The sequence below is a fragment of the Streptomyces sp. NPDC046712 genome (assembly GCF_040645695.1).
GTDB lineage: Bacteria > Actinomycetota > Actinomycetes > Streptomycetales > Streptomycetaceae > Streptomyces.
Map to the genome: position 1 here is coordinate 50,679 of NZ_JBEYYW010000037.1, position 18,935 is coordinate 69,613.

An 18,935-nucleotide genomic window follows, 5' to 3' on the forward strand; every position below is an offset into this window, starting at 1 on the left:
TCAGTGGTGGTACTGGTGGACCACCGCGTGGCCCTTGCCGCGGCCGATCATCCACTTGTTGACGGGGGTGGTGATCAGGAAGGCGACCAGGAAGGCGAAGGCCAGGGCGCCCCAGAACAGCGCGTCCGAGAGGTGCGCGTCCATCGCGCCGGGGATCAGCAGCAGTACGCCGTTGTCGACGAGCTCCATCACGGCGATCGAGAGGGTGTCGGCGGCGAGCGCGACGCCGATGGCCGCCTTGAGGCTCAGGCCGGCGCGGATGACCGCCCACAGGGTCAGCGAGTAGCCGAAGAAGAAGGCCAGGACGATGGCGAGGGCCATCGTGGGGGCGTTGCCCCAGCCGAGCGCGGTGCCGATGATCATGCCCAGGACCTCGCCGATGGCGCATCCGGTGAGGCAGTGGAGGGTGGCCTTCGCCGCCATGGACCAGGTGACCTTGTCAGGGGTGTGCCCGTGGTGACCCTCGTGCCCGTCGTGGCCTCCGTGACCCGCGTGCTCCTGGTGGGCGGCGTGGTCGTGCGTCGCGTGGTGATGTGCGTGCGCCTCGTGCTCCATGAGGTCCCCCAATGACCGGTGGCGGTTCCTGCCTACATAGGAACCGTATACCCCCTAGGGGTATTCCTCAACGGGAAACTCACCCCCTGAGCTTCTTCAGCCGCTCCACGTCCGCCACGTGCCCTTCCTTCCCGCCAGGGGTCTCGATGATCAGCGGTACGCCGTCGGTCGCGTAGTGCCGCATGAGCTCCCGGAACGGATCCTCGCCGATGTGGCCCGCCCCGATGTTCGCGTGCCGGTCCTTGTGCGCGCCGACGACGTCCTTGGAGTCATTGGCGTGGATCAGCTTCAGCCGCCCCTCGCCGACGGTCGCCACCAACTGGTCGAGCGTCTGCGTCATGCCGTGCGGACCGGTCAGATCGTGGCCCGCGGCGAAGATGTGGCAGGTGTCGAGGCAGATGCCGAGCTTCGGGTGGCGGTCCAGCGCGTCGAAGTACGGGCCGAAGTCCTCGGCGCGCGAGCAGAGGGAGAACCCCTGCCCGGCCGTCGACTCGAGGAGCAGGAACGGGTCATCCGGGTGCGTCAGCTCGTCGAGCAGCGGCAGCATCCGCTCCCGTACCTGCGCCAGCGCCTCCGCCCGCGGACGCCCCCCGGTCGCCGAACCGGTGTGCACCACGACACCCTTCGCCCCGATCTCCCGGCCGCGGCGCAGCGAGTGCCGAAGCGACTCGACCGACCTCTCCACGGTGGCCTCGGTGTGGGAGCCGAAGTTGATCAGGTACGGCGCGTGGACCCAGGCCGACAGGGACTCGGCCGCGCACGCGGCGCGGAACAGCTCGTCCTGCGCCGGGTTGCCGGGGGGAGTGGCCCAGCCGCGCGGGTTGGCGACGAAGACCTGGACGGTCTCCGCGCCCAGCTCGCGGGCGTAGGCGAGACCGGTCGTGGCGAGGCCGCCGGCCACGGGGACATGACCGCCGACGGGGTTGCGCATGAGTTCTTACAGTCCCTTGATCGTGATGGTGACGGTGGAGCCCTCGGCGGCCGTGGAGCCGCCGTCGACGGACTGGCCGGAGACCTTGTCGCCGAGGAAGGGGAAGGTCTTCTCGACCTTCACCTCGAAGCCCGCCCCCTCCAGCTTGGCGCGCGCGGCGTCGGTGGACTCGCCCACGACGTCGGGGACCTCGATCATCCGGGGGCCCTTGGAGACGGTGAGGACGATCCGGTCGCCCTGTGCGGCGCGGCTGCCCTCGGCGAGAGACTGGGCCGCGACGGTGCCGGCCGCCTCGGGGGAGTGGACCTGCTCGGTCGCGACCTCCACCTTGAGCCCGGCCTCCTGGAGCGTGCTGGTGGCCTCGGCCACCGACTCGCCGGCCACGTCCGGGACGTCGATCGGAACACCCTTGCTCACCACGAGGGCCACGGCCGAGTCCGGGCTGCGCTCGGTGCCGGGCTCGGGGTCGGAGCTGATCACGGCGCCCTGCGCGATGTCCTGGCTGAACGCCTTGGTGATCACGCCAGGGGCCAGGCCCTCCTTCGCCAGGAGCCGCTTGGCCTCCGCCAGCGGCTTCCCCTTGAGGTTCGGGACCTTCACGATCTCGGGGCCGCGGGAGACCGTGAGCGTGACCGTGCCGTTGCCCCGGATCCGCTCGCCGGAGGCGGGGTCGGTGGCCATGACCGTGCCGCGCTCGTACACGTCGCTGAACGCGCGCTTCGTCGACCCGACGTCGAGTCCCGCGTCCGTGAGCCGCTTCGTGGCCTGCGCCTCGGTCTTGCCGAGGACGGCGGGCACGCGGGTGAACTGGCCGGAATTGATGTACCAGACGCCCGCCCCGAGCCCGAGGGCGAGCAGGACGGCGGCGACGACGAGCAGGGGGCCGCGGGGGCGGCGCGGGGCGCGCCGGGACTCCGTCCGGGGCTCGGGCGGCGGCATGGTCAGCCGGCTGGTGTGCTGCACCGGCTGCGCCTGCTGGGCGTCCGCGGGCAGGGCCCTGGGGATCACGCTGGTCCGGTCCTCGGACCCCGTGCGGTCCGCCGGGTGCGCCTGCGGCGGTACGGCGTCCAGCTGCTCTTCCGTGAGCGCGGCGCGGGCCTCCCGGGTCAGGGCCAGGAGCGCGACCGCGTCGTGCGGCCGCACCTCGGGGTTGCGCGCGGTCGCGCTCGCCACCAGCTCGTCCAGTTCGAGGGCGAGGCCGGGGACGGCGGCGGAGGGGGCCGGTACGTCGGTGTTCAGGTGCTGGTAGAGGACCTGGGCGGGGGTGTCCCCGGAGTGCGGCTTGCCGCCGGTCAGCATCTCGTACAGGACGACACCGCAGGCGTACACGTCGGCACGGGTGTCCGCCGTGCCGTGCTCGATCTGCTCGGGGGCGAGGTACGACACGGTGCCGAGGACGGAGCCGGTGGTGTTCGTGGCCGAGCCGACGGCCCGTACGAGTCCGAAGTCGGCGACCTTGACCCGGCCGTCGTCCCCTATCAGGACGTTCTCCGGCTTCATGTCCCGGTGCACGAACCCGGCCCGGTGCGCCGCCCCCAGCGCGGCGAGCACCGGCTCCAGGATGTCGAGCGCCGCCCGCGGCTGGAGCGCCCCGCGCTCGCGCAGCACGTCACGCAGGGTGCACCCGGCGACGTACTCCATGGCGAGATAGACGTACGCGCCGTCCGCGCCCTGGTCGAAGACCCCGACGACGTTGGGGTGGGAGAGCCGGGCGACGGACTTGGCCTCGCGGATGAACCGCTCCACGAACGTGGCGTCGGTGGCGAGCGCCGGGTGCATCACCTTGAGCGCGAGCACCCGGTCGAGGCGGGTGTCGACGGCCCGGTAGACCGTGGCCATCCCGCCGACGGCGATGCGCGCGTCGACGCGGTAGCGGTCGTCGAGCAGCTGCCCGACGAGAGGGTCCTGAAGGGTCGTGTCCACGGCCCTGAGTTTACGAGCCGGTGAGGACACCCCGTCCCCACCGGCCAGGACCGCAGCACACCTGTGACGCGCGGACCCGGTCCACAGGCACTCGGACCAGGTCCACGAGCGCGCGCTCAGAAGGCCGGGCGCTCCGGGTCCAGGGCCGCGCGGCCCTCCGTCGGGGACGAGGCCTCGGCGAAGTGACGGCGCGGGATCCGGCCGGCCCGCCACGCCAGGCGGCCCGCCTCCACCGCGTGCCGCATCGCCTCCGCCATCAGCACCGGCTCCTGCGCGCGGGTCACCGCCGAGGCCAGCATGACCGCCGAGCACCCCAGCTCCATCGCCAGGGCGGCGTCCGAGGCCGTCCCCGCCCCCGCGTCCAGGATCACCGGCACCCCCGCCCGCTCCACGATCAGCTGGAAGTTGTGCGGGTTGCGGATCCCGAGCCCGGAGCCGATCGGCGAGCCCAACGGCATGATCGCCGCGCACCCCACGTCCTCCAGCTTCCGCGCGAGGACCGGATCGTCGTTGGTGTACGGCAGGACCGTGAAGCCGTCGTCCACCAGCGTCTCCGCCGCGTCGAGCAGCTCGATCGGATCCGGCAGCAGGGTCCGCTCGTCGGCGACGACCTCCAGCTTGATCCAGTCGGTGCCCAGCGCCTCCCGCGCGAGGCGCGCGGTCAGGACGGCCTCGCCCGCCGTGAAGCAGCCCGCCGTGTTCGGCAGGACACGGATGGAGAGCCGGTTCAGGACGGACAGGACGGAGCCCTGCACGGTCGGGTCGAGGCGCCGCATGGCGACGGTGGTGAGCTCGGTGCCGCTGGCGACCAGAGAGCGTTCGAGGACGTCCAGGCTGGGGGCCCCGCCCGTGCCCATGATCAGGCGGGAGGAGAACTCCGTACCCCCGAGGAGGAATGAGTCGTCGGACATCGCGCTCAGCCCCCCTGCACGGCGGTGAGGACCTCGACCCGGTCGCCCTCGCCGAGGACGGTCGCGGACCACTGGCTGCGCGGCACGACGGTCTCGTTGACGGCCGCGGCCACGCCCGACGGCGCCGCCGTCAGCGTCGCGACCAGGGAGTCGAGGGTCGTGGGTGCGGTGAGGACGTGTGCCTCGCCGTTGACGGAGACGTTCGTCGGGACGTTCGTCGGGACGTTCATGCGGGCTGCTCCTGACGTACGGGGGAGAAGCGGCGGGGGGTGAAGGGGCGGGCCTCGTCCGGAAGCACGCCGGTGGTGAGGAGGTCGGCCATCACATCGCCGGTGACGGGGGTGAGCAGGACCCCGTTGCGGTAGTGGCCGGTGGCCAGCCGGAGGCCGGGCAGCGCGGTCGGGCCGAGCAGCGGAGCGTTGTCCGGCGAGCCGGGCCGCAGGCCCGCGCGGGTCTCGGTGAGCGGCAGCTCGGTGATGCCCGGCACGAGCTCATGGGCGTCGCGCAGCAGCTCGTAGACACCGCCCGCCGTGACGGTGGTGTCCCAGCCCAGCTCCTCGCTGGTCGCGCCGACCACCAGCTCGCCGTTCTCGCGCGGCACCAGATAGACATGGCTGCCGCGCACGACGGCCCGGACGGTCCGGGACAGGAACGGGGCGTACGCCCGCGGCACGGTCAGCCGCAGCACCTGCCCCTTCACGGGGCGTACGGGCGGCAGCACCTCCTCCGGTACGCCGGCGAGCCGGCCACTGAGGCTGCCGCCGGCCAGCACGACCTGGTCCGCCTCGAGCGCGGCGCCGTCCGCGAGCCGTACGCCGGTCGCCCGGTCCCGTACCACCGTCAGCCGCTCCGCCAGGGCCCGGTGGAAGACCACCCCGGCCCGTTCGCAGGCGACGACCAGCGCGTCCGCGAGCCGGCGCGGATCGACCTGGTGGTCGCCGTCGACCCGCAGTCCGCCGCGCACCCCCGGAGCGAGCATCGGCTCCAGTCGGCGGCACTCGCGCCCGCTGAGCCACTCCGACTCCAGGCCGCAGCGGGTCTGCAGGGCGTGCAGCTCGCGCAGGTGCGCCCGGTCGTCGGCGTCGAGCGCGACGGCGAGTGTGCCGCAGGCGCGGTAGCCCACGTCGTGCCCGGTGGCGTCCTGGAGCTCGGCGACGAAGTCCGGATAGCGGCGCGCGGAGGCGAGGTTGAGGGCGAGCAGGGTCTCCTCGCCGTAGTGGAGTTCGGTGACGGCGGCCAGCATCCCGGCCGCCACGCGGGCGGCCCCGCCGCCCGGTTCCGGGTCCACGACCGCGGTGCGCAGCCCGCGCTGCGCCGCCCGCCAGGCCGTGACCAGACCGATGATTCCGCCCCCGATGACGAGAACGTCAGATGTACTGCATGTACGCGACATGGGCGTCCAGCCCCTCCCTTCGCCGGCATGACCCGGATCAGGTTCGTACGGTCGGAGGCCGGCCAGCCTCCCTCTCAGCCCGGTGCGTCCGGGCTCCCGCGAGTGCTCTACGTTGACGGTCAGACTATCCCCCGCCCCCGACGCCCAGTAAGGGAGCCTCCGCTGTGGCTCGATCTCTCGACGGACTGGTCCTCGCCCCGGTCGCCGACCAGGCGCCCGGTCAGGTCGGTACGCGTACCCGCTTCACGTACCACGAGGAGGACGGCCGGATCTGGGCCGAGTACGCCGGCGGGGACGTCGTCCGGGGGAATCTCGTCGGCACGCGCGCGGGGGACCGGCTCGACTTCCGGTACGTCCAGCTGAAGCAGGACGGATCCACCTCTTCCGGGCATTGCGTCTCGACCGTGGTGGAGCTGCCGGACGGGCGCGTTCGGCTGGAGGAGACCTGGGCATGGGAGTCCCAGGAGGGCGCCGGCACCAGTGTGGTCGAGCAACTGCCTTCCTGACGGAGTATCAGATTTGTAAGGTGATCGGGTGAGCGAGCAGAAGCAGGCACAGCAGCGGGTCGTGATCGTGGGCGCCGGCATGGCGGGGGTGCAGACCGCCGTCGCCCTGCGCGAACAGGGCTTCACCGGCCCGGTCGTCCTCATCGGGGCCGAGCCGCACCAGCCCTACGACCGGCCGCCCCTCTCCAAGGCGGTCCTCCTCGGCAAGGCCGAGGACTCCGCCTTCGACGTCGACTTCGAGGCCCTCTCCATCGAGCTGCGCCTCGGTCTCGACGTCACCGGCCTGCGCGCCGACGACCACGAGGTCGACACCGAGGCCGGGCCCGTCCCGTACGACGTCCTGGTCCTCGCCACCGGCGCCGAGCCGGTCACTCTGCCCGGCACCGAGGGCGTGCCCGGAGTCCATCTGCTGCGCACCCTCGACGACGCCGCCCGCCTCAAGCCCGTCCTGGAGCGGCGCCACGACATCGTCGTGGTCGGTGCCGGCTGGATCGGCGCCGAATTCGCCACCGCCGCCCGCGAGGCGGGGTGCGCCGTCACCGTCGTCGAGGCCGCCGACCGCCCGCTCGCGGGCGCGCTCCCCGTCGAGGTCACCGCCCCCATGGCGCAGTGGTACGACGAGAGCGGTGCCGAACTCCTCACCCACGCGCGTGTGGCCGGCGTCGAACCCGGCACGGTCGTCCTGACCGACGGCCGGCAGCTGACCGCCGACGCGGTCGTGGTCGGCATCGGCGCCCGGCCCGCCACCCGCTGGCTCGCCGGCTCCGGCATCGCCCTCGACACGGACGGCTCCGTCACCGCCGACGAGCGGCTGCGCACCTCCCTGCCCGACGTGTACGCAGTCGGCGACTGCGCCTCCTTCCCCTCCGCCCGCTACGGCCGGCGGCTCCTGGTCCACCACTGGGACAACGCGCTCCAGGGGCCGCGCACCGTCGCGGCCGAGATCATCGGTGAGGCCCCCCGGCCGTACGACCCGGTGCCGTACTTCTGGTCCGAGCAGTTCGGCCGCTTCGTGCAGTACGCCGGACACCACGCGGGCGACACGGAGCTGCTCCGGCGCGGCGACCCGGCCGGACCCTCCTGGTCCGCGCTCTGGCTGCGCGACGGCGTCCTCGTCGCCCTGCTCGCCGTCGGACGCCCCCGCGACCTGGCCCAGGGCCGCAAGCTGATCGAGTCCGGCACCCGCATCGACCCGGAGCGGGCCGCCGACCCCTCCGTCCCCCTGAAGGCGGCAGTCCTCTAGGGCTCGACTACCGACTGTCAGTCCGGGATGGCAGGCTTGTCCACGTGACCGAGATTGACGCAAGAATCGATGCTCTCGTCCCCGCCTGGCTCTACCTCCCCGACATCGCGGAAATGCTCGATGTCGAGGTGACGCGCGTGCGGCAGCTGGTCAAGGAGGGCCAGCTCATCGCCGTGCGCCGCGGTGAGAACAAGGCGCTTCAGGTGCCGGCCGCCTTCATCGACGGCGACAAGGTGGTCAAGGGTCTCTCCGGAACCCTGACCCTTCTGAAGGACGACGGCTTCACCGACGAAGAGATGCTGGAGTGGCTCTTCACTCCCGACCCGACCCTGCCGGGCACGCCCGCGCAGGCCCTCAGCGAGAATCGCGGCACGGAGGTGAAGCGCCGCGCCCAGGCGCTCGCCGTCTGACGTTCCGAAGACACCACACAGGTGGTTCCCTGGGGGCCGGGCCCGCCCGGCCCCCACGGAACCGCCGCACCCAACGGGGGGAAGCACCCATGTCCACGCCTCGCGAGCAGTTCGCCGACGCCCGGCTCTATCTGTGCACGGACGCCCGCAGGCGCCAGGGAGACCTGCCCGCCTTCCTCGACGCCGTGCTCTCCTCCGGCGTGGACATCGTGCAGCTGCGCGACAAGGGCATGGAGGCCGGCGAGGAGCTGAAGCACCTCGCCGTCTTCGCCGAGGCGTGCCGCCGGCACGGCAAGCTGCTCGCCGTGAACGACCGGGCCGACGTCGCCCACGCCATCGGCTCCGACGTGCTGCACCTGGGCCAGGGCGACCTGCCCGTGCCCGCCGCCCGCGCGATCCTCGGCGACGAGGTGCTGATCGGCCGTTCCTGCCACGCCGAGTCCGAGGTGGACGCGGCCGTCGCCGAGCCGGGCGTGGACTACTTCTGCACGGGCCCCTGCTGGCCCACCCCGACCAAGCCCGGGCGGTACGCGCCGGGGCTCGGACTCGTGCGGCACGCGGCCTCCCTGGAGCAGAACCGGCCCTGGTTCGCCATCGGCGGGATCGACGAGACCAACCTGGACGAGGTGCTGGACGCGGGCGCGCGCCGGATCGTCGTCGTCCGGGCGATCACCGAGGCCGACGACCCGGCCGCGGCGACGGCCCGCCTGGCCAAGCGGATCCGCGAGCGCTCGGCCTGATCCCCTCGGCGTGATCCTCTTGACGTGATCCCTCGGCGTGATCCCCTCGGCCTGATCCTCTTGCCGTGATCCCTCGGCGTATCGTCCGAACGGCGGAGCCCACCCCTGGGACCTTGTCCAAAAACGTGTCCATTCCTCGGACGCTGCTTCGCCCGCCGATTGACCCCGTCTAACCTGCCGGTATGGCACTTGGTACCGCTTCCACCCGCTCGGACCGTGCGCGCACGGTCCGCGAGATCCTCGCTTCCGGCAAGCCCTCGTACTCCTTCGAGTTCTTCGCGCCCCGGACCGAGAAGGGCGAGCGGAGCCTCTGGAACGCCATGCGCAGAGTGGAGGCGGTCGGGCCGAGCTTCGTCTCGGTGACCTACGGCGCCGGCGGCTCGACCCGCGGCGGGACGGTCAAGGCGACCCAGAAGATCGCCGGCGACACCACGCTCACCCCGGTGGCGCACCTCACCGCGGTCGACCATTCCGTCGCCGAGCTGCGCAACGTCCTGGGCCAGTACGCCGACGCGGGTATCCGGAACATGCTGGCGCTGCGCGGCGACCCGCCGGGCGACCCGCTGGGGGAGTGGGTCGAGCACCCCGAGGGAGTGCGGTACGCCGCCGACCTGGTCCGGCTGATCAAGGAGTCCGGCGACTTCTGCGTGGGCGTCGCGGCCTTCCCCGAGATGCACCCCCGGTCCACCGACTGGGACACGGACATCCGTCACTTCGTGGACAAGTGCCGGGCCGGCGCCGACTACGCCATCACCCAGATGTTCTTCGATCCGGAGAACTACCTCCGGATGCGCGACAGCGTGGTGAAGGCCGGCTGCGAGACGCCGATCATCCCCGAAGTCATGCCTGTTGTGAATGTGAAGACCCTCGACCGGCTGCCCCAGCTGAGCAACGCGCACTTCCCGGCCGCTGTGAAAGAACGCATCCTCGCCGTCAAGGACGATCCGGCCGCTGTACGCTCCATTGGCATCGAGTTCGCGACGGAGTTCTGCGCGCGTCTGCTCTCCGAGGGTGTCCCCGGACTGCACTTCATCACGCTGAACAACTCCACCGCGACGCTGGAGATCTACGAGAATCTCGGACTGCACGTGCAGTCCTGACCGGCGTACCCGCCCCAGACCCGCGGCGGTGGCCGTAGGAGAGGGGCGGGCATGGGGTGGACGGTCCTCTACATCGCGTTCGGTGTCGTCGCGTTGTGGCTGCTGGGTGAGGTGCTCCTGCAGTACAAGGCGCGCCTGCGCTGGCGCGTGCTCGCCTTCTGCGGCTTCCTCGGGGTGGTCGTGGGTGTCCTGCTGCCCTCGGTCGCGGTGATCATCGCGGGGGCGATCGCCTTCGCCGTCGGCCAGACCTATGTGACCCTCTCCTTCCGCCGCGGCTTCTCCACCGGCTGGGCCATCGGCGGGAGCCCGGGCGCGAGCCGCCGCCGCAGGTCCGGCCCGCCGGCCGAGACGGGCCCCACCCTGGAGGTCAGCGAGCTCGCCTACGAGCCCGCCTACGGGCAGGCGGACCCCTCGGCCGCCGAGAGCACCGCGGTCTACGAGCCGCAGCCGATGCCCGACGACACCGGCCAGTACGGCATCTACGACACCTCGTACGGCCACGCCCAGAACCATCCGCAGGCGCAGCCCGAGGCCCAGCCCGCGTACGGCGGCTACGAGGGCTACACGCCGGGGTACGAGCAGCCGGCCTACGACTACGACCCCGGGCAGCAGCAGTACGCCGCGTACTCCGACCCGTACATCGGTCCGGGGACCGCCGGCCAGCAGTACACCTCGTACGACTACGGCACCGCCGGCCAGCAGCCCTACGCGGACCCCTACGCGCCCTCGTACAGCTACGACACCCCGCCAGGTGGCGTGTGGGTGCCGCAGCAGCGGGACGACGAGCAGCCCGCCGAGCAGCCGCAGCAGCAGGAGTACTACGGCTACGGCAACGACCAGTACCGGTACTGAACCGCCGCCCTACCGCGAGCCGCGGAAGTCCGCGCCCTCCACGATGAGCCCCGCGACCAGGGCGCCCGACATGCCCGCGTGGGCGAGCCCGCCGCCGGGGTGAGCCCAGCCGCCGGCGAAGTACAGGCCGGGCAGCAGGGAGCGGTTGTCGGCGGGCAGAAGACGGCCGCCGGCACCGGCGAGAGCGGGTCCGGGAACCACGGACACACCGGTCTCCCGCAAGGTGTCGTCCGGCGACCGCACCTCCTGCCAGAGCAACCGCTCCCGAAGCCCGGGGACGGCCGACTCCGCGGCCGTGACCATCCGTCCGGCGACCGCCTGCCAGTCCTGTGCGCGGGCGGTGCTCACCGTCGCGGTCACCGTGACCGACTCGTGCACGTCGTCCGGCCGCATCGCGGGGTCGTCGGGCCGCAGGACCGTCACGGTGGGCAGGTCACCCTCGGCGTGGACGACCGTGCGGTGCACGGCCTCCGACTCCCGCGCCCCGCGCAGGGCGAGACACACCGTCACCCGGCCCGTCCGGTCCGGTGCGAGAGTTCGCGCCTCCTCTTCGTCCAGGAGCAGCCGCTGGTCCCCATGGTGGTGCAGGGGCACGGGCGCACCCGAGACCACGTGGTCCGCCTCGACGACCTCGCCGCCGGCCAGCTCGACCCCGGCCGCCCGGCCGTCCCTCTCCACCACCTTCTCGACGGAGGAGTCGAAGACGAACTCCACCCGCCGCTTCAGGCACCGCTCGTGGACCGCGTCCGCGAGCGCCCGGATGCCGCCGGCCACGTACCAGGTGCCGAAGGTCTGCTCCATGTACGGCAGAACCGCGGCCGAGGCCGGGGCCGTCGCCGGATCGAAACCGTAGGACCAGGCGTACGCGTCGAGCAGCGCCGCGAGCCGGGGATCGCGCAGCTCCCGCGCTCCGACCTGGGCGAGTGTGGTCGTGGGGCGGCGCAGCAGCCCCGCCTTGAGGGCCGGGTACGGCTCGCGGCCGAACGCCGAGGTGTCCTGCGGCTGCGGCTCCTCCAGGAGGGGGCGACGGGTGCGGTCCCACGCCTCGCGGGCCCGGACCAGGAACTCGCCCCAGCGCTCGCCCGCCCCCGCGCCCAGCGCGGTGTCCAGGGCGGAGACGGTGCCCGCGCGCGAGGCGTTGGGCAGGTCCACCCGGGTGCCGTCGGCGAAGACATGACGGCTCGCCGGGTCCACCTGCGTCAGCTCGACGCAGTCCTCCAGCGGCTCCTTGCCGGTCTTGACGAACAGATCGCGGTAGACCGCGGGCAGATGCAGCAGCCCCGGGCCGGTGTCGAAGGCGAACCCGTCCCGCTCGAAGCGGCGCACCGCCCCGCCGTACGTCCCACCGCGTTCGTACACCGTCACCCGGTGGCCCGCCACGGCCAGCCGGGCGGCCGCCGCCATGGCGCCCATGCCCGCGCCGATCACCACAATCCGTGCCATGTCAGCGACCCTATCCGCCGCCACCGACAGGTCAGTCGGGTGGTAGGCCGGCCTCCGCGGTCGCGAGGCGCCGCTCCGCCCGCCGCTGTGCCCTGCGGCGCAGGAAGCGGCGGATGCGATGGGCGAGGAAGCCCAGTATCACCAGGCCGCCCACGAGCAGTACGGCCGCGATGATCGCCGCCGCCACCGGGTTGAAGACCGCGAACGTGATGATCCCGGCGACCCCGAGGTCCTCGGCCAGGCTCATGACGACGTTGGAGAACGGCTCCGGCGAGGTGTTGATCGCCATCCGGGTCCCGGCTTTGACGAAGTGGCTCATCAGGGCCGTCGAGCCGCCGACCGCGCCCGCCGCGAGCTCGGGCAGCGAGCCGGACTGCCCGGCCAGCAGGGCCGCCACGACGGCGCCGGAGACCGGCCGGATCACCGTATGGACCGAGTCCCAGACGGAGTCGACGTACGGGATCTTGTCCGCCACCGCCTCGCACAGGAACAGCACCCCGGCGGCGATCAGGACATCGGTGCGCTGCAGCGACTCGGGCACCTCGTCGGTGAGGCCGGTCGCGCCGAAGATGCCGAACAGCAGGACCACCGCGTACGCGTTGATCCCGCTCGCCCAGCCGCTGGTGAAGACCAGAGGGAGTACGGACACGCCCGCGATCGTATCCAGGTCTGAGTATCCGTACCTAGGAGACGAGATGAGTAGGGAAGCGGATGGGCTTTGACCTGCGCAGACGGGAGAGTGGAGGTAACGGAAGGGGCACGGCTCCGCAACCGCCGACACGGGGCGGCGGAACGGGGCCGTGCGCCTGCCGGCACGGGGGTGCACGGGGGTGCACGGGGGTGCGGAAACGCCGGACGGCGAGGCTCGGGGGGATCGAGCCTCGCCGTCCGGCGTATTCCCTCGCGGTCGGTCAGCGGCCGCCCACGCGGCCGTGCAGCAGCCGCGACAGCGCGCTGTGGACGTCGTCGAGCGAGCGCTCCCGCTGGAAGGCCTGCCAGTCGAGGGCGGCCACCAGAACCATCCCGACCAGCGCGGCCGCGGTGAGCTGGATGTCGATCTCCTCGCTCAGCTCGCCTTCCTTCACCCCTTCGCGCAGCACGCCCTCCACCACGGCGACCGCCTGCTGACGGACGACCAGAAGGGTCGAGTTCCAGGCCCGGTTGGTGCGCCACAGCTCGGCCACGTACAGCTGGGTGAAGGCCGGATAGCGGTCGATGAAGACCAGACCCGCCCGAATCATCGCGTCCAGGGCGTCGACCCGGCTCCCGCCCCGCTCGGCCGTCTCCTCGGCCGCCGCCTTCAGGGAGGCGGTGAGCAGGGCGACCCCGTGCCGCAGCAGCTCCTCGAAGAGCTCGGTCTTGCTCTTGAAGTTGTAGTAGACCGTGCCCTTGGCGACACCCGCGCGCTCGGCGATCTCGTCCACCGTCGTCGCCGAGAAGCCCTGCTCGGCGATGAGCGTGACGGCGGCCTCGTAGAGCTTCGCGCGCGTGGCCTGGCGTCTGGTGCTGCTGCTGTCCATGGGCTCGATTCTCACAGGTCTCGCGGGTGTCACAGGGGAGGTGTCACAAGGACAGTTCGGGGTGGAGCCGGTCCAGGGTCCACACCTGCTTGCGACGGGCGGAGACGGCGGTCAGCGCCAGCGCGCCCACCGTGAACGCCGTCAGCACCGCGACAGCCTGCCAGACCGGCCCGATCCCGCCCCCGCTGATCAGCCGGCGCAGCGACTCGACCACGTAACTCATCGGCAGGAAGGGATGGATCGCGTTGAAGAAGCCGGGACTGGTCTGGACGGGGTACGTACCGCCCGCCGAGGTCAGCTGGAGCATGAGCACCGCGAGCACCAGGATCCGGCCCGCCGCGCCGAAGCGGGCGTTGAGCCACTGGATGATCGCGGCGAAGCAGCAGGTCACCAGGGCGAGGAAGCCGACCGTCCCGGCCGCCCTGGCCATCTGGAGGCCGAGGCCCCAGTGCAGGACGAACATCAGCGCGGCGACCTGCAGCAGCCCGATGGCCGCCACCGGCAGCCAGCCGGCCAGGGCGATCCGCCAGGCGGAGGCGCCCGCGGCGAGGGCGCGCCGGTTGAGCGGCTGGATCAGCATGTACGCCACCATCGCGCCGACCCAGAGGGACAGCGGGATGAAGTACGGGGCGAAGCCGGTGCCGTAGTTGGGCGCCTTGTGGAGCGACTGGGAGGCCAGCTCGACCGGGTCGGCCATGACCTCCGTACGCCGGTCGCGCTCCTGCTTGTCGTAGTCGGGGATCTTGGCGACCCCGTCCTTCAGGCCCGTGGCCAGCTCGCCGGAGCCGTCGGCCAGCTTGAACAGACCGCCGTCGAGGTCCCCGGCGCCCTTCTTCAGCTTGCCGACGCCCGTGTCGAGGCTCGCGCCACCGGTCTTCGCGCTGGTGAGGCCGGTGTGCAGCTCGTCCGCGCCCTTGGCGACCTTCTGGGCACCGGTGTTGAGGTTGTTGATCTTCTTGACGGCGCCTTCGAGGTCCTCTTCGAGGTGCGGGGCGTCCTTGGCCAGGTCCTCGGCCTGCTTCTGCAGGGTGGCGAGCTGTCCGTCGAGCTTCTTCAGGTCGCCGTCGCTGCCCTTGCTCAGCTCGTGCAGGTCGTCGGCGATCTTCGCCACGTCGTCGGCCGTGACCTTGGCCTCCTTGAGGACCGGGCAGGCCTTCGGGTCCGGCAGCGGATTGTCCACGCACTCCTTCTTGTGGAGGGCGTCCAGCCGGTCGTCGGCCAGATGTGCGGCGCTCCGGGCGATCGGGGCGCGCCGGACCACGTCCTCGAGGTCGTGACGCACGGCCGCGGCCGAGTGGGCGACCAGCCGGGCGGTGTCGCCGATCGTCTTGCCGTTGTTCTTCAGGTAAGGGCGGACCTTGGCGGCCTTCCCGTTGACCTTGTCGGCGAGCGCCTGCGTGCCGTTCGCGACCTGCCGGGAGCCGGTCTCCAGATCGCCCGCGCCCTTGTCGAGCTTCTTCAGGCCCGTGGCGAGGTCGCCGCTGCCCTTCTTGGCGTCCTTCAGGCCGTCGGCCAGGCTCTTGGAGCCCTTCTTCGCCTTGTCCACGCCGTCCTTGAGCTCTCCGGCGCCCTTGGCGGCCTCCTCGGTCGCGTCGTGGATGTCGGAGAAGGAGATGAAGATCTTGTCCAGGAAGGTGCGCGAGGACTTGGTGGAGGCGGCGGTGCGGACCTCGGAGAAGACCGTCCGGGAGATCTGCCCGACGATGTAGTTGTTGGCGTCGTTCGTGCGGACCTGGAGCGCGCCCGTCTCGGGGGCGTCGCCGGAGCTGGACGCGATGCGCGAGCTGAAGTCGCCCGGCATGGTCAGCGAGAGGTAGTACGTCCCGTCCTCCACGCCCTTGCGGGCCTCGGCGTCGCTCACCTCGTGCCACTGGAACACCTTGCTGTCCAGCAGGCCCTGGGTGATGTCGTCACCGGCGTTGATCTTCTTGCCGTCGGCCGTGGCGCCCTTGTCGTCGTTGACCAGCGCGACGGGTATCCGGTCGAGCCTGCTGTACGGGTCCCAGAAGGACCACAGGTACAGCGCGCCGTACAGCAGCGGCAGCAGCAGGATCGCGACGAGCGCGGCGCGCGGCAGCTTCCCCCTGCCGAACCGCTTCAGCTCAAGCGCGGCCAGTTTCGGCGAGCGCATCGGCTTCCCCCTCCTCGGTCGTGTCTTCGGTGTCGTCGCCGGTGCGGTCGGCGGTGTCGTTCTCGACGGCGTCGTCTTCGGCTTCGGCGTCTGCGTCGCCTTCGTCGCCTGCTGCGTCGTTCCTGGCGGCGGCTTCGGGCTCGGCTGTGGCTTCGGCGGCGGCTTCGGCTTCGCCCTCGGTGTCGGCTTCGGCTTCGGTCGCGCGGGGCGCCGTGGTGACCTTCAGGGCGTCCGCCGGAGCCTCGCTGCACACCGCGATCACGGTGGTGCCGGCGGCGGCGACCGAGCGCAGCAGGTCCCACGCCTCGGCCCGGTCGGCGTCCGAGAGCTTGAGGTCGGTGTCGTCGAGCGCGAGCAGCCGGGGCCGGCCGATCAGGGCCAGCGCGACCGACAGACGCAGGGCCTCCAGCCGCTCCAGGTCACGTATGGAGGTCCGCTCGGCCTTCGGCAAGGCGTCCAGGTCGAGCCCGGACGCCTCCAGGGCCGCCTCGATCCGGGCCTTGGCGGCCGCGGTCCGCTCGGCCGGCGGGCGCAGGAGGGCCCGGACGGAGCCGTCGTAGCGGCGCTGCAGCAGGGCGCGCTCGCGCAGATGCTCGGCGACGGTGAACGCCGGGTCGAGGTCGCTGACGCCCGGCACCGGGCCGAGCGCGCTGATCCGGCGTACGGCGGCCATCTTGCGGGGCAGGCGGAGCCCGGCGACCTCGGCATGGCCCTCCTGGGACTTCATCCGGCCGGTCAGTGCGAGCAGCAGACAGGTGCGGCCCGAGCCCGACGGCCCCTCGATCGCGACGAGCGAGCCGGGTTCGGCCCGGAAGCCGACCTCGCGGAAGACCCAGCCGCGCGGCCCCTTCAGCCCGAGTCCGTCCGCGACGACGGCGGCGCCGTGCGGCTCCTCCGGGTTCGCTTCCACCGGTCCACCCCCACATTCCCCAGTTTTTGAACTGACCAGTCAGTGCAAAAACTTACCCCTGGAACGGTGACGCAGGCAAAAGCGCAGGTCAGCGCGATTGTCAGTGGTGCCCTCCACGATGGACACATACGGACACAGAGCCGTCACACGACGACAGGAGGCTCGTCATGACCAGCTCCTCCGCAGCAGCCGCGCCGCGGCGCCGCGCCGCCGGCCGCCCTGCCCCCGCACTGTCCGGACCCCCGTCCGACGTCCACCCCGTGCTGCGCCGCTCCTCCGCGCCGCCCGCCGCACTCGACCTGCTCGCCCAGGCTCGCGCCGGCCTCGACGAGGCCGCCGGATTCGACGTCCCCAACGAGCGGTACGCCACCGCCCACCTCGCCGCGCTGCGCACCGCCGCGGCCGTGCTCGCCGCCCGCGGCCGCCCCGAGACCAACCCGCGCAAGCGCGCGCGGATCCGGAGCGCCTGGGAAGTGCTCCCCGAGATAGCGCCCGAGCTCACCGAGTGGAGCGCCCTGTTCGCCTCCGGCGCCGCCCGCCGGGCCAGGGCCGAGGCGGGCATACCCGGCGCCGCGACCCGCCGTGACGCCGACGACCTGATCCGGGACGCCGCCATGTTCCTGCGTCTGGTCGAGCGGCTCCTCGTCCTCCAGCCCGTGCTGCCCCGCCAGACCGGAGCCGAGGGGGCCACGGGGTGAGCGACATGTGAGCGGGGGAGCACGCCCGAGGCCATAGGGTGGGAAGCGTTCGTGCACCGTCACCGAGGAGTCAACTGCCGTGTCGGACCCTTCCCCTGTCTTCGGTCGAGAGGCGTCGTCGCGCCCGTCGCGCGCCTCCCTTCGTACGGCCGTCGTCTGGGACGTCCTCAAGGACGCCCTCGACCGCCGGGTCAAGGCCACCGGGCAGGACAGCCTCGATGTCCTCGACACGGGCGGCGGCTCCGGGAACTTCGCGGTGCCGGTGGCCCGCCTCGGCCACCGGGTCACCGTCGTCGACCCCAGTCCGAACGCGCTGTTCGCGCTGGAGCGCCGGGCCGCCGAGGCCGGCGTCGCCGACCGGGTCACCGGGGTGCAGGGCGACATCCACGGCCTGTTCGACGTGGTCGGGCGCGAGGGGTACGACACGGTGCTCTGCCACGGGGTCCTGGAGTACGTGGACGACCCCGCCGAGGGGGTACGGAACGCGGTGGCCGCGCTGCGGGCCGGAGGCTCGCTGAGCCTGCTCGCCGCGGGCGTCGGGGGCGCGGTCCTGGCCCGCGCGCTGGCCGGGCACTTCACCGAGGCCCGCACCGCCCTGAGCGACCCGTCCGGGCGCTGGGGCGCCGGCGACCCGGTGCCCCGTCGCTTCACCGCGGACCAGCTCGCCGAGCTGGCGGGCGAGGCCGGTCTCGAGGTCGGCGCGGTGCACGGTGTGCGGGTCTTCGCCGACCTCGTCCCCGGCGTCCTGGTCGACACGGAGCCCGGCGCGGCGGAAGCCCTGCTCAAGCTGGAGGCCGCCGCTGCGGAGCTGCCGTCCTTCCACGCCATCGCCACCCAGCTGCACGTCCTGGGCGAGAAGCGCGCCTGACACCCGCCCGGCGGCACGTCCGGGGCCCGCCCCGGACGTGCCGACACCGTGCTGATCAGCGGCGCAGCCGCACATGGAGTACGCCACAGGACCCCCGAACGGGGAGTTCGCCCCGTATGATCGGGGGACACCATCCGGCATGACAGGCAAGGCGCTGGGGAATCAACGCCTCAGCAACCGAACCGCATGGCGGCCCGGATTGGCGATTTGGCGTTGAGGGCGGGTTTCACGGGGGCGATTCCCTGCCTATCCTGAAAGGGCCGCATCCCGGTCGCCCCCGCGACCGACGACTAGGAGGACTCCGTGCCGCTCTCGGAGCACGAGCAGCGAATGCTCGAGCAGATGGAGCGAGCGCTGTACGCCGAAGATCCCAAGTTCGCGACAGCGCTCGAGGGAAGCGGACTGCGTACGTACACCCGGCGACGGGTCTACCAGGCAGTCGCCGGCTTCCTGGTGGGTATCGCGCTCCTCATGGCTGGAATGGTCGCTCAGCAGATCTGGATCAGCGTGGTGGGGTTCCTCGTCATGCTGGGCTGCGCAGTGCTGGCCGTCACCGGATGGCGCAAGGCGCCGAAGCCGGGTGAGCAGCAGCAGGCGAGGGGCGGGGCGGCGGCCGGTGGCCGTCAGGCCCGTCAGCGCCGCTCGATGATGAACCGGATCGAGGAACGGTGGCAGCGCCGCCGGGACGAACAGCAGGGCGGCGGCCACTGACGGCGCCCTGAGGCCGGTGTGGGAGCCCTGCCGCTTGCGGCGCTGCTCACCGAGGCTGCGCAGACAGGCCCAGCGGGCCAGCGCGTAGAG

General features: G+C 72.3%; 19 protein-coding genes, 1 pseudogene and 1 riboswitch. Of the genes and pseudogenes, 9 read left to right on the top strand and 11 right to left on the bottom strand.

Annotated features, from left to right (window positions below):
- From ABZ939_RS33430 to thiO, 6 genes and pseudogenes are all read right to left on the bottom strand, one after another.
- Entirely contained in the window at nucleotides 1-555 is a 555-nt protein-coding gene (locus ABZ939_RS33430) for a DUF4396 domain-containing protein (RefSeq protein ID WP_361863756.1), read from the bottom strand.
- Nucleotides 556-634: 79 nt separating this feature from the next.
- Nucleotides 635-1,486 (bottom strand): annotated as a pseudogene (locus ABZ939_RS33435) (deoxyribonuclease IV); the annotation flags it as partial.
- A 6-nt stretch (nucleotides 1,487-1,492) separates the two neighbouring features.
- The gene (gene pknB, locus ABZ939_RS33440; RefSeq protein ID WP_361863759.1) at nucleotides 1,493-3,409 is read right to left on the bottom strand and encodes a Stk1 family PASTA domain-containing Ser/Thr kinase; all 1,917 of its coding nucleotides are present in this window, start codon (nucleotides 3,407-3,409) and stop codon (nucleotides 1,493-1,495) included.
- Between the two features lie 116 nt (nucleotides 3,410-3,525).
- Entirely contained in the window at nucleotides 3,526-4,320 is a 795-nt protein-coding gene (locus ABZ939_RS33445) for a thiazole synthase (RefSeq protein ID WP_361863762.1), read from the bottom strand.
- A gap of 5 nt (nucleotides 4,321-4,325) precedes the next feature.
- The gene (gene thiS, locus ABZ939_RS33450) at nucleotides 4,326-4,550 is read right to left on the bottom strand and encodes a sulfur carrier protein ThiS (protein ID WP_361863764.1); all 225 of its coding nucleotides are present in this window, start codon (nucleotides 4,548-4,550) and stop codon (nucleotides 4,326-4,328) included.
- Nucleotides 4,547-5,713 (bottom strand): glycine oxidase ThiO, encoded by a 1,167-nt coding sequence (gene thiO, locus ABZ939_RS33455; RefSeq protein WP_361863767.1) that lies wholly within the window; start codon nucleotides 5,711-5,713, stop codon nucleotides 4,547-4,549. The genes thiS and thiO overlap by 4 nt, the downstream gene beginning before the upstream one ends.
- Nucleotides 5,711-5,823, bottom strand: a riboswitch (TPP riboswitch). Its footprint overlaps the gene before it by 3 nt.
- Before the next feature lie 54 nt (nucleotides 5,824-5,877).
- Here thiO and ABZ939_RS33460 point away from each other — a divergent pair.
- The 6 genes from ABZ939_RS33460 (at nucleotide 5,878) to ABZ939_RS33485 (ending at nucleotide 10,564) form a co-directional block, all read left to right on the top strand.
- Nucleotides 5,878-6,219, top strand: coding sequence for a hypothetical protein (locus ABZ939_RS33460; RefSeq protein ID WP_361863770.1), 342 nt, complete (start codon nucleotides 5,878-5,880; stop codon nucleotides 6,217-6,219).
- A gap of 28 nt (nucleotides 6,220-6,247) precedes the next feature.
- Nucleotides 6,248-7,462 carry an FAD-dependent oxidoreductase gene (locus tag ABZ939_RS33465; protein WP_361863772.1) on the top strand — a complete coding sequence of 405 codons (1,215 nt, stop codon included), beginning with the start codon at nucleotides 6,248-6,250 and terminating at the stop codon, nucleotides 7,460-7,462.
- Nucleotides 7,463-7,506: 44 nt separating this feature from the next.
- Nucleotides 7,507-7,872 (top strand): Rv2175c family DNA-binding protein, encoded by a 366-nt coding sequence (locus ABZ939_RS33470; RefSeq protein ID WP_158986532.1) that lies wholly within the window; start codon nucleotides 7,507-7,509, stop codon nucleotides 7,870-7,872.
- 89 nt (nucleotides 7,873-7,961) lie between these two features.
- Nucleotides 7,962-8,612 (top strand): thiamine phosphate synthase, encoded by a 651-nt coding sequence (thiE, locus tag ABZ939_RS33475; protein ID WP_361863775.1) that lies wholly within the window; start codon nucleotides 7,962-7,964, stop codon nucleotides 8,610-8,612.
- Between the two features lie 182 nt (nucleotides 8,613-8,794).
- Nucleotides 8,795-9,712, top strand: coding sequence for a methylenetetrahydrofolate reductase [NAD(P)H] (gene metF, locus ABZ939_RS33480; protein WP_361863778.1), 918 nt, complete (start codon nucleotides 8,795-8,797; stop codon nucleotides 9,710-9,712).
- Nucleotides 9,713-9,763: 51 nt separating this feature from the next.
- Nucleotides 9,764-10,564, top strand: coding sequence for a hypothetical protein (locus ABZ939_RS33485; RefSeq protein WP_361863780.1), 801 nt, complete (start codon nucleotides 9,764-9,766; stop codon nucleotides 10,562-10,564).
- Between the two features lie 9 nt (nucleotides 10,565-10,573).
- Here ABZ939_RS33485 and ABZ939_RS33490 read toward each other — a convergent pair whose 3' ends face one another.
- The 5 genes from ABZ939_RS33490 to ABZ939_RS33510 all read right to left on the bottom strand — a co-directional run bounded on the left by ABZ939_RS33490 (nucleotide 10,574) and on the right by ABZ939_RS33510 (nucleotide 16,568).
- The gene (locus tag ABZ939_RS33490) at nucleotides 10,574-12,007 is read right to left on the bottom strand and encodes an NAD(P)/FAD-dependent oxidoreductase (protein ID WP_361863783.1); all 1,434 of its coding nucleotides are present in this window, start codon (nucleotides 12,005-12,007) and stop codon (nucleotides 10,574-10,576) included.
- Nucleotides 12,008-12,038: 31 nt separating this feature from the next.
- Complete coding sequence (locus tag ABZ939_RS33495; protein ID WP_361863785.1) at nucleotides 12,039-12,656, bottom strand: DUF4126 domain-containing protein; 618 nt, start codon at nucleotides 12,654-12,656, stop codon at nucleotides 12,039-12,041.
- A gap of 262 nt (nucleotides 12,657-12,918) precedes the next feature.
- The gene (locus ABZ939_RS33500; protein WP_361863788.1) at nucleotides 12,919-13,527 is read right to left on the bottom strand and encodes a helix-turn-helix domain-containing protein; all 609 of its coding nucleotides are present in this window, start codon (nucleotides 13,525-13,527) and stop codon (nucleotides 12,919-12,921) included.
- Between the two features lie 43 nt (nucleotides 13,528-13,570).
- Complete coding sequence (locus ABZ939_RS33505; RefSeq protein ID WP_361863790.1) at nucleotides 13,571-15,658, bottom strand: YhgE/Pip domain-containing protein; 2,088 nt, start codon at nucleotides 15,656-15,658, stop codon at nucleotides 13,571-13,573.
- The gene (locus tag ABZ939_RS33510; protein WP_361863791.1) at nucleotides 15,630-16,568 is read right to left on the bottom strand and encodes an ATP-binding cassette domain-containing protein; all 939 of its coding nucleotides are present in this window, start codon (nucleotides 16,566-16,568) and stop codon (nucleotides 15,630-15,632) included. The genes ABZ939_RS33505 and ABZ939_RS33510 overlap by 29 nt, the downstream gene beginning before the upstream one ends.
- A gap of 167 nt (nucleotides 16,569-16,735) precedes the next feature.
- Here ABZ939_RS33510 and ABZ939_RS33515 point away from each other — a divergent pair, with 167 nt between their 5' ends.
- The 3 genes from ABZ939_RS33515 to ABZ939_RS33525 all read left to right on the top strand — a co-directional run bounded on the left by ABZ939_RS33515 (nucleotide 16,736) and on the right by ABZ939_RS33525 (nucleotide 18,845).
- Nucleotides 16,736-17,266 (top strand): SAV_6107 family HEPN domain-containing protein, encoded by a 531-nt coding sequence (locus tag ABZ939_RS33515; protein ID WP_361863793.1) that lies wholly within the window; start codon nucleotides 16,736-16,738, stop codon nucleotides 17,264-17,266.
- Nucleotides 17,267-17,345: 79 nt separating this feature from the next.
- Nucleotides 17,346-18,134 (top strand): methyltransferase, encoded by a 789-nt coding sequence (locus ABZ939_RS33520; protein WP_361863795.1) that lies wholly within the window; start codon nucleotides 17,346-17,348, stop codon nucleotides 18,132-18,134.
- A 303-nt stretch (nucleotides 18,135-18,437) separates the two neighbouring features.
- Nucleotides 18,438-18,845: a DUF3040 domain-containing protein gene (locus ABZ939_RS33525; protein WP_361863796.1), complete on the top strand. Its 408-nt coding sequence runs from the start codon at nucleotides 18,438-18,440 to the stop codon at nucleotides 18,843-18,845.
- Nucleotides 18,846-18,935: the final 90 nt, after the last annotated feature.

Coding starts and splice junctions, on each gene's coding strand:
- ABZ939_RS33485 (WP_361863780.1), top strand. CDS start 9,764: ATGGGGTGGACGGTCCTCTACATCGCGTTCGGTGTCGTCGCGTTGTGG.
- ABZ939_RS33445 (WP_361863762.1), bottom strand. CDS start 4,320: ATGTCCGACGACTCATTCCTCCTCGGGGGTACGGAGTTCTCCTCCCGC.
- ABZ939_RS33515 (WP_361863793.1), top strand. CDS start 16,736: ATGACCAGCTCCTCCGCAGCAGCCGCGCCGCGGCGCCGCGCCGCCGGC.
- ABZ939_RS33505 (WP_361863790.1), bottom strand. CDS start 15,658: ATGCGCTCGCCGAAACTGGCCGCGCTTGAGCTGAAGCGGTTCGGCAGG.
- thiE (WP_361863775.1), top strand. CDS start 7,962: ATGTCCACGCCTCGCGAGCAGTTCGCCGACGCCCGGCTCTATCTGTGC.
- thiO (WP_361863767.1), bottom strand. CDS start 5,713: ATGTCGCGTACATGCAGTACATCTGACGTTCTCGTCATCGGGGGCGGA.
- ABZ939_RS33430 (WP_361863756.1), bottom strand. CDS start 555: ATGGAGCACGAGGCGCACGCACATCACCACGCGACGCACGACCACGCC.
- metF (WP_361863778.1), top strand. CDS start 8,795: ATGGCACTTGGTACCGCTTCCACCCGCTCGGACCGTGCGCGCACGGTC.
- ABZ939_RS33490 (WP_361863783.1), bottom strand. CDS start 12,007: ATGGCACGGATTGTGGTGATCGGCGCGGGCATGGGCGCCATGGCGGCG.
- ABZ939_RS33500 (WP_361863788.1), bottom strand. CDS start 13,527: ATGGACAGCAGCAGCACCAGACGCCAGGCCACGCGCGCGAAGCTCTAC.
- thiS (WP_361863764.1), bottom strand. CDS start 4,550: ATGAACGTCCCGACGAACGTCCCGACGAACGTCTCCGTCAACGGCGAG.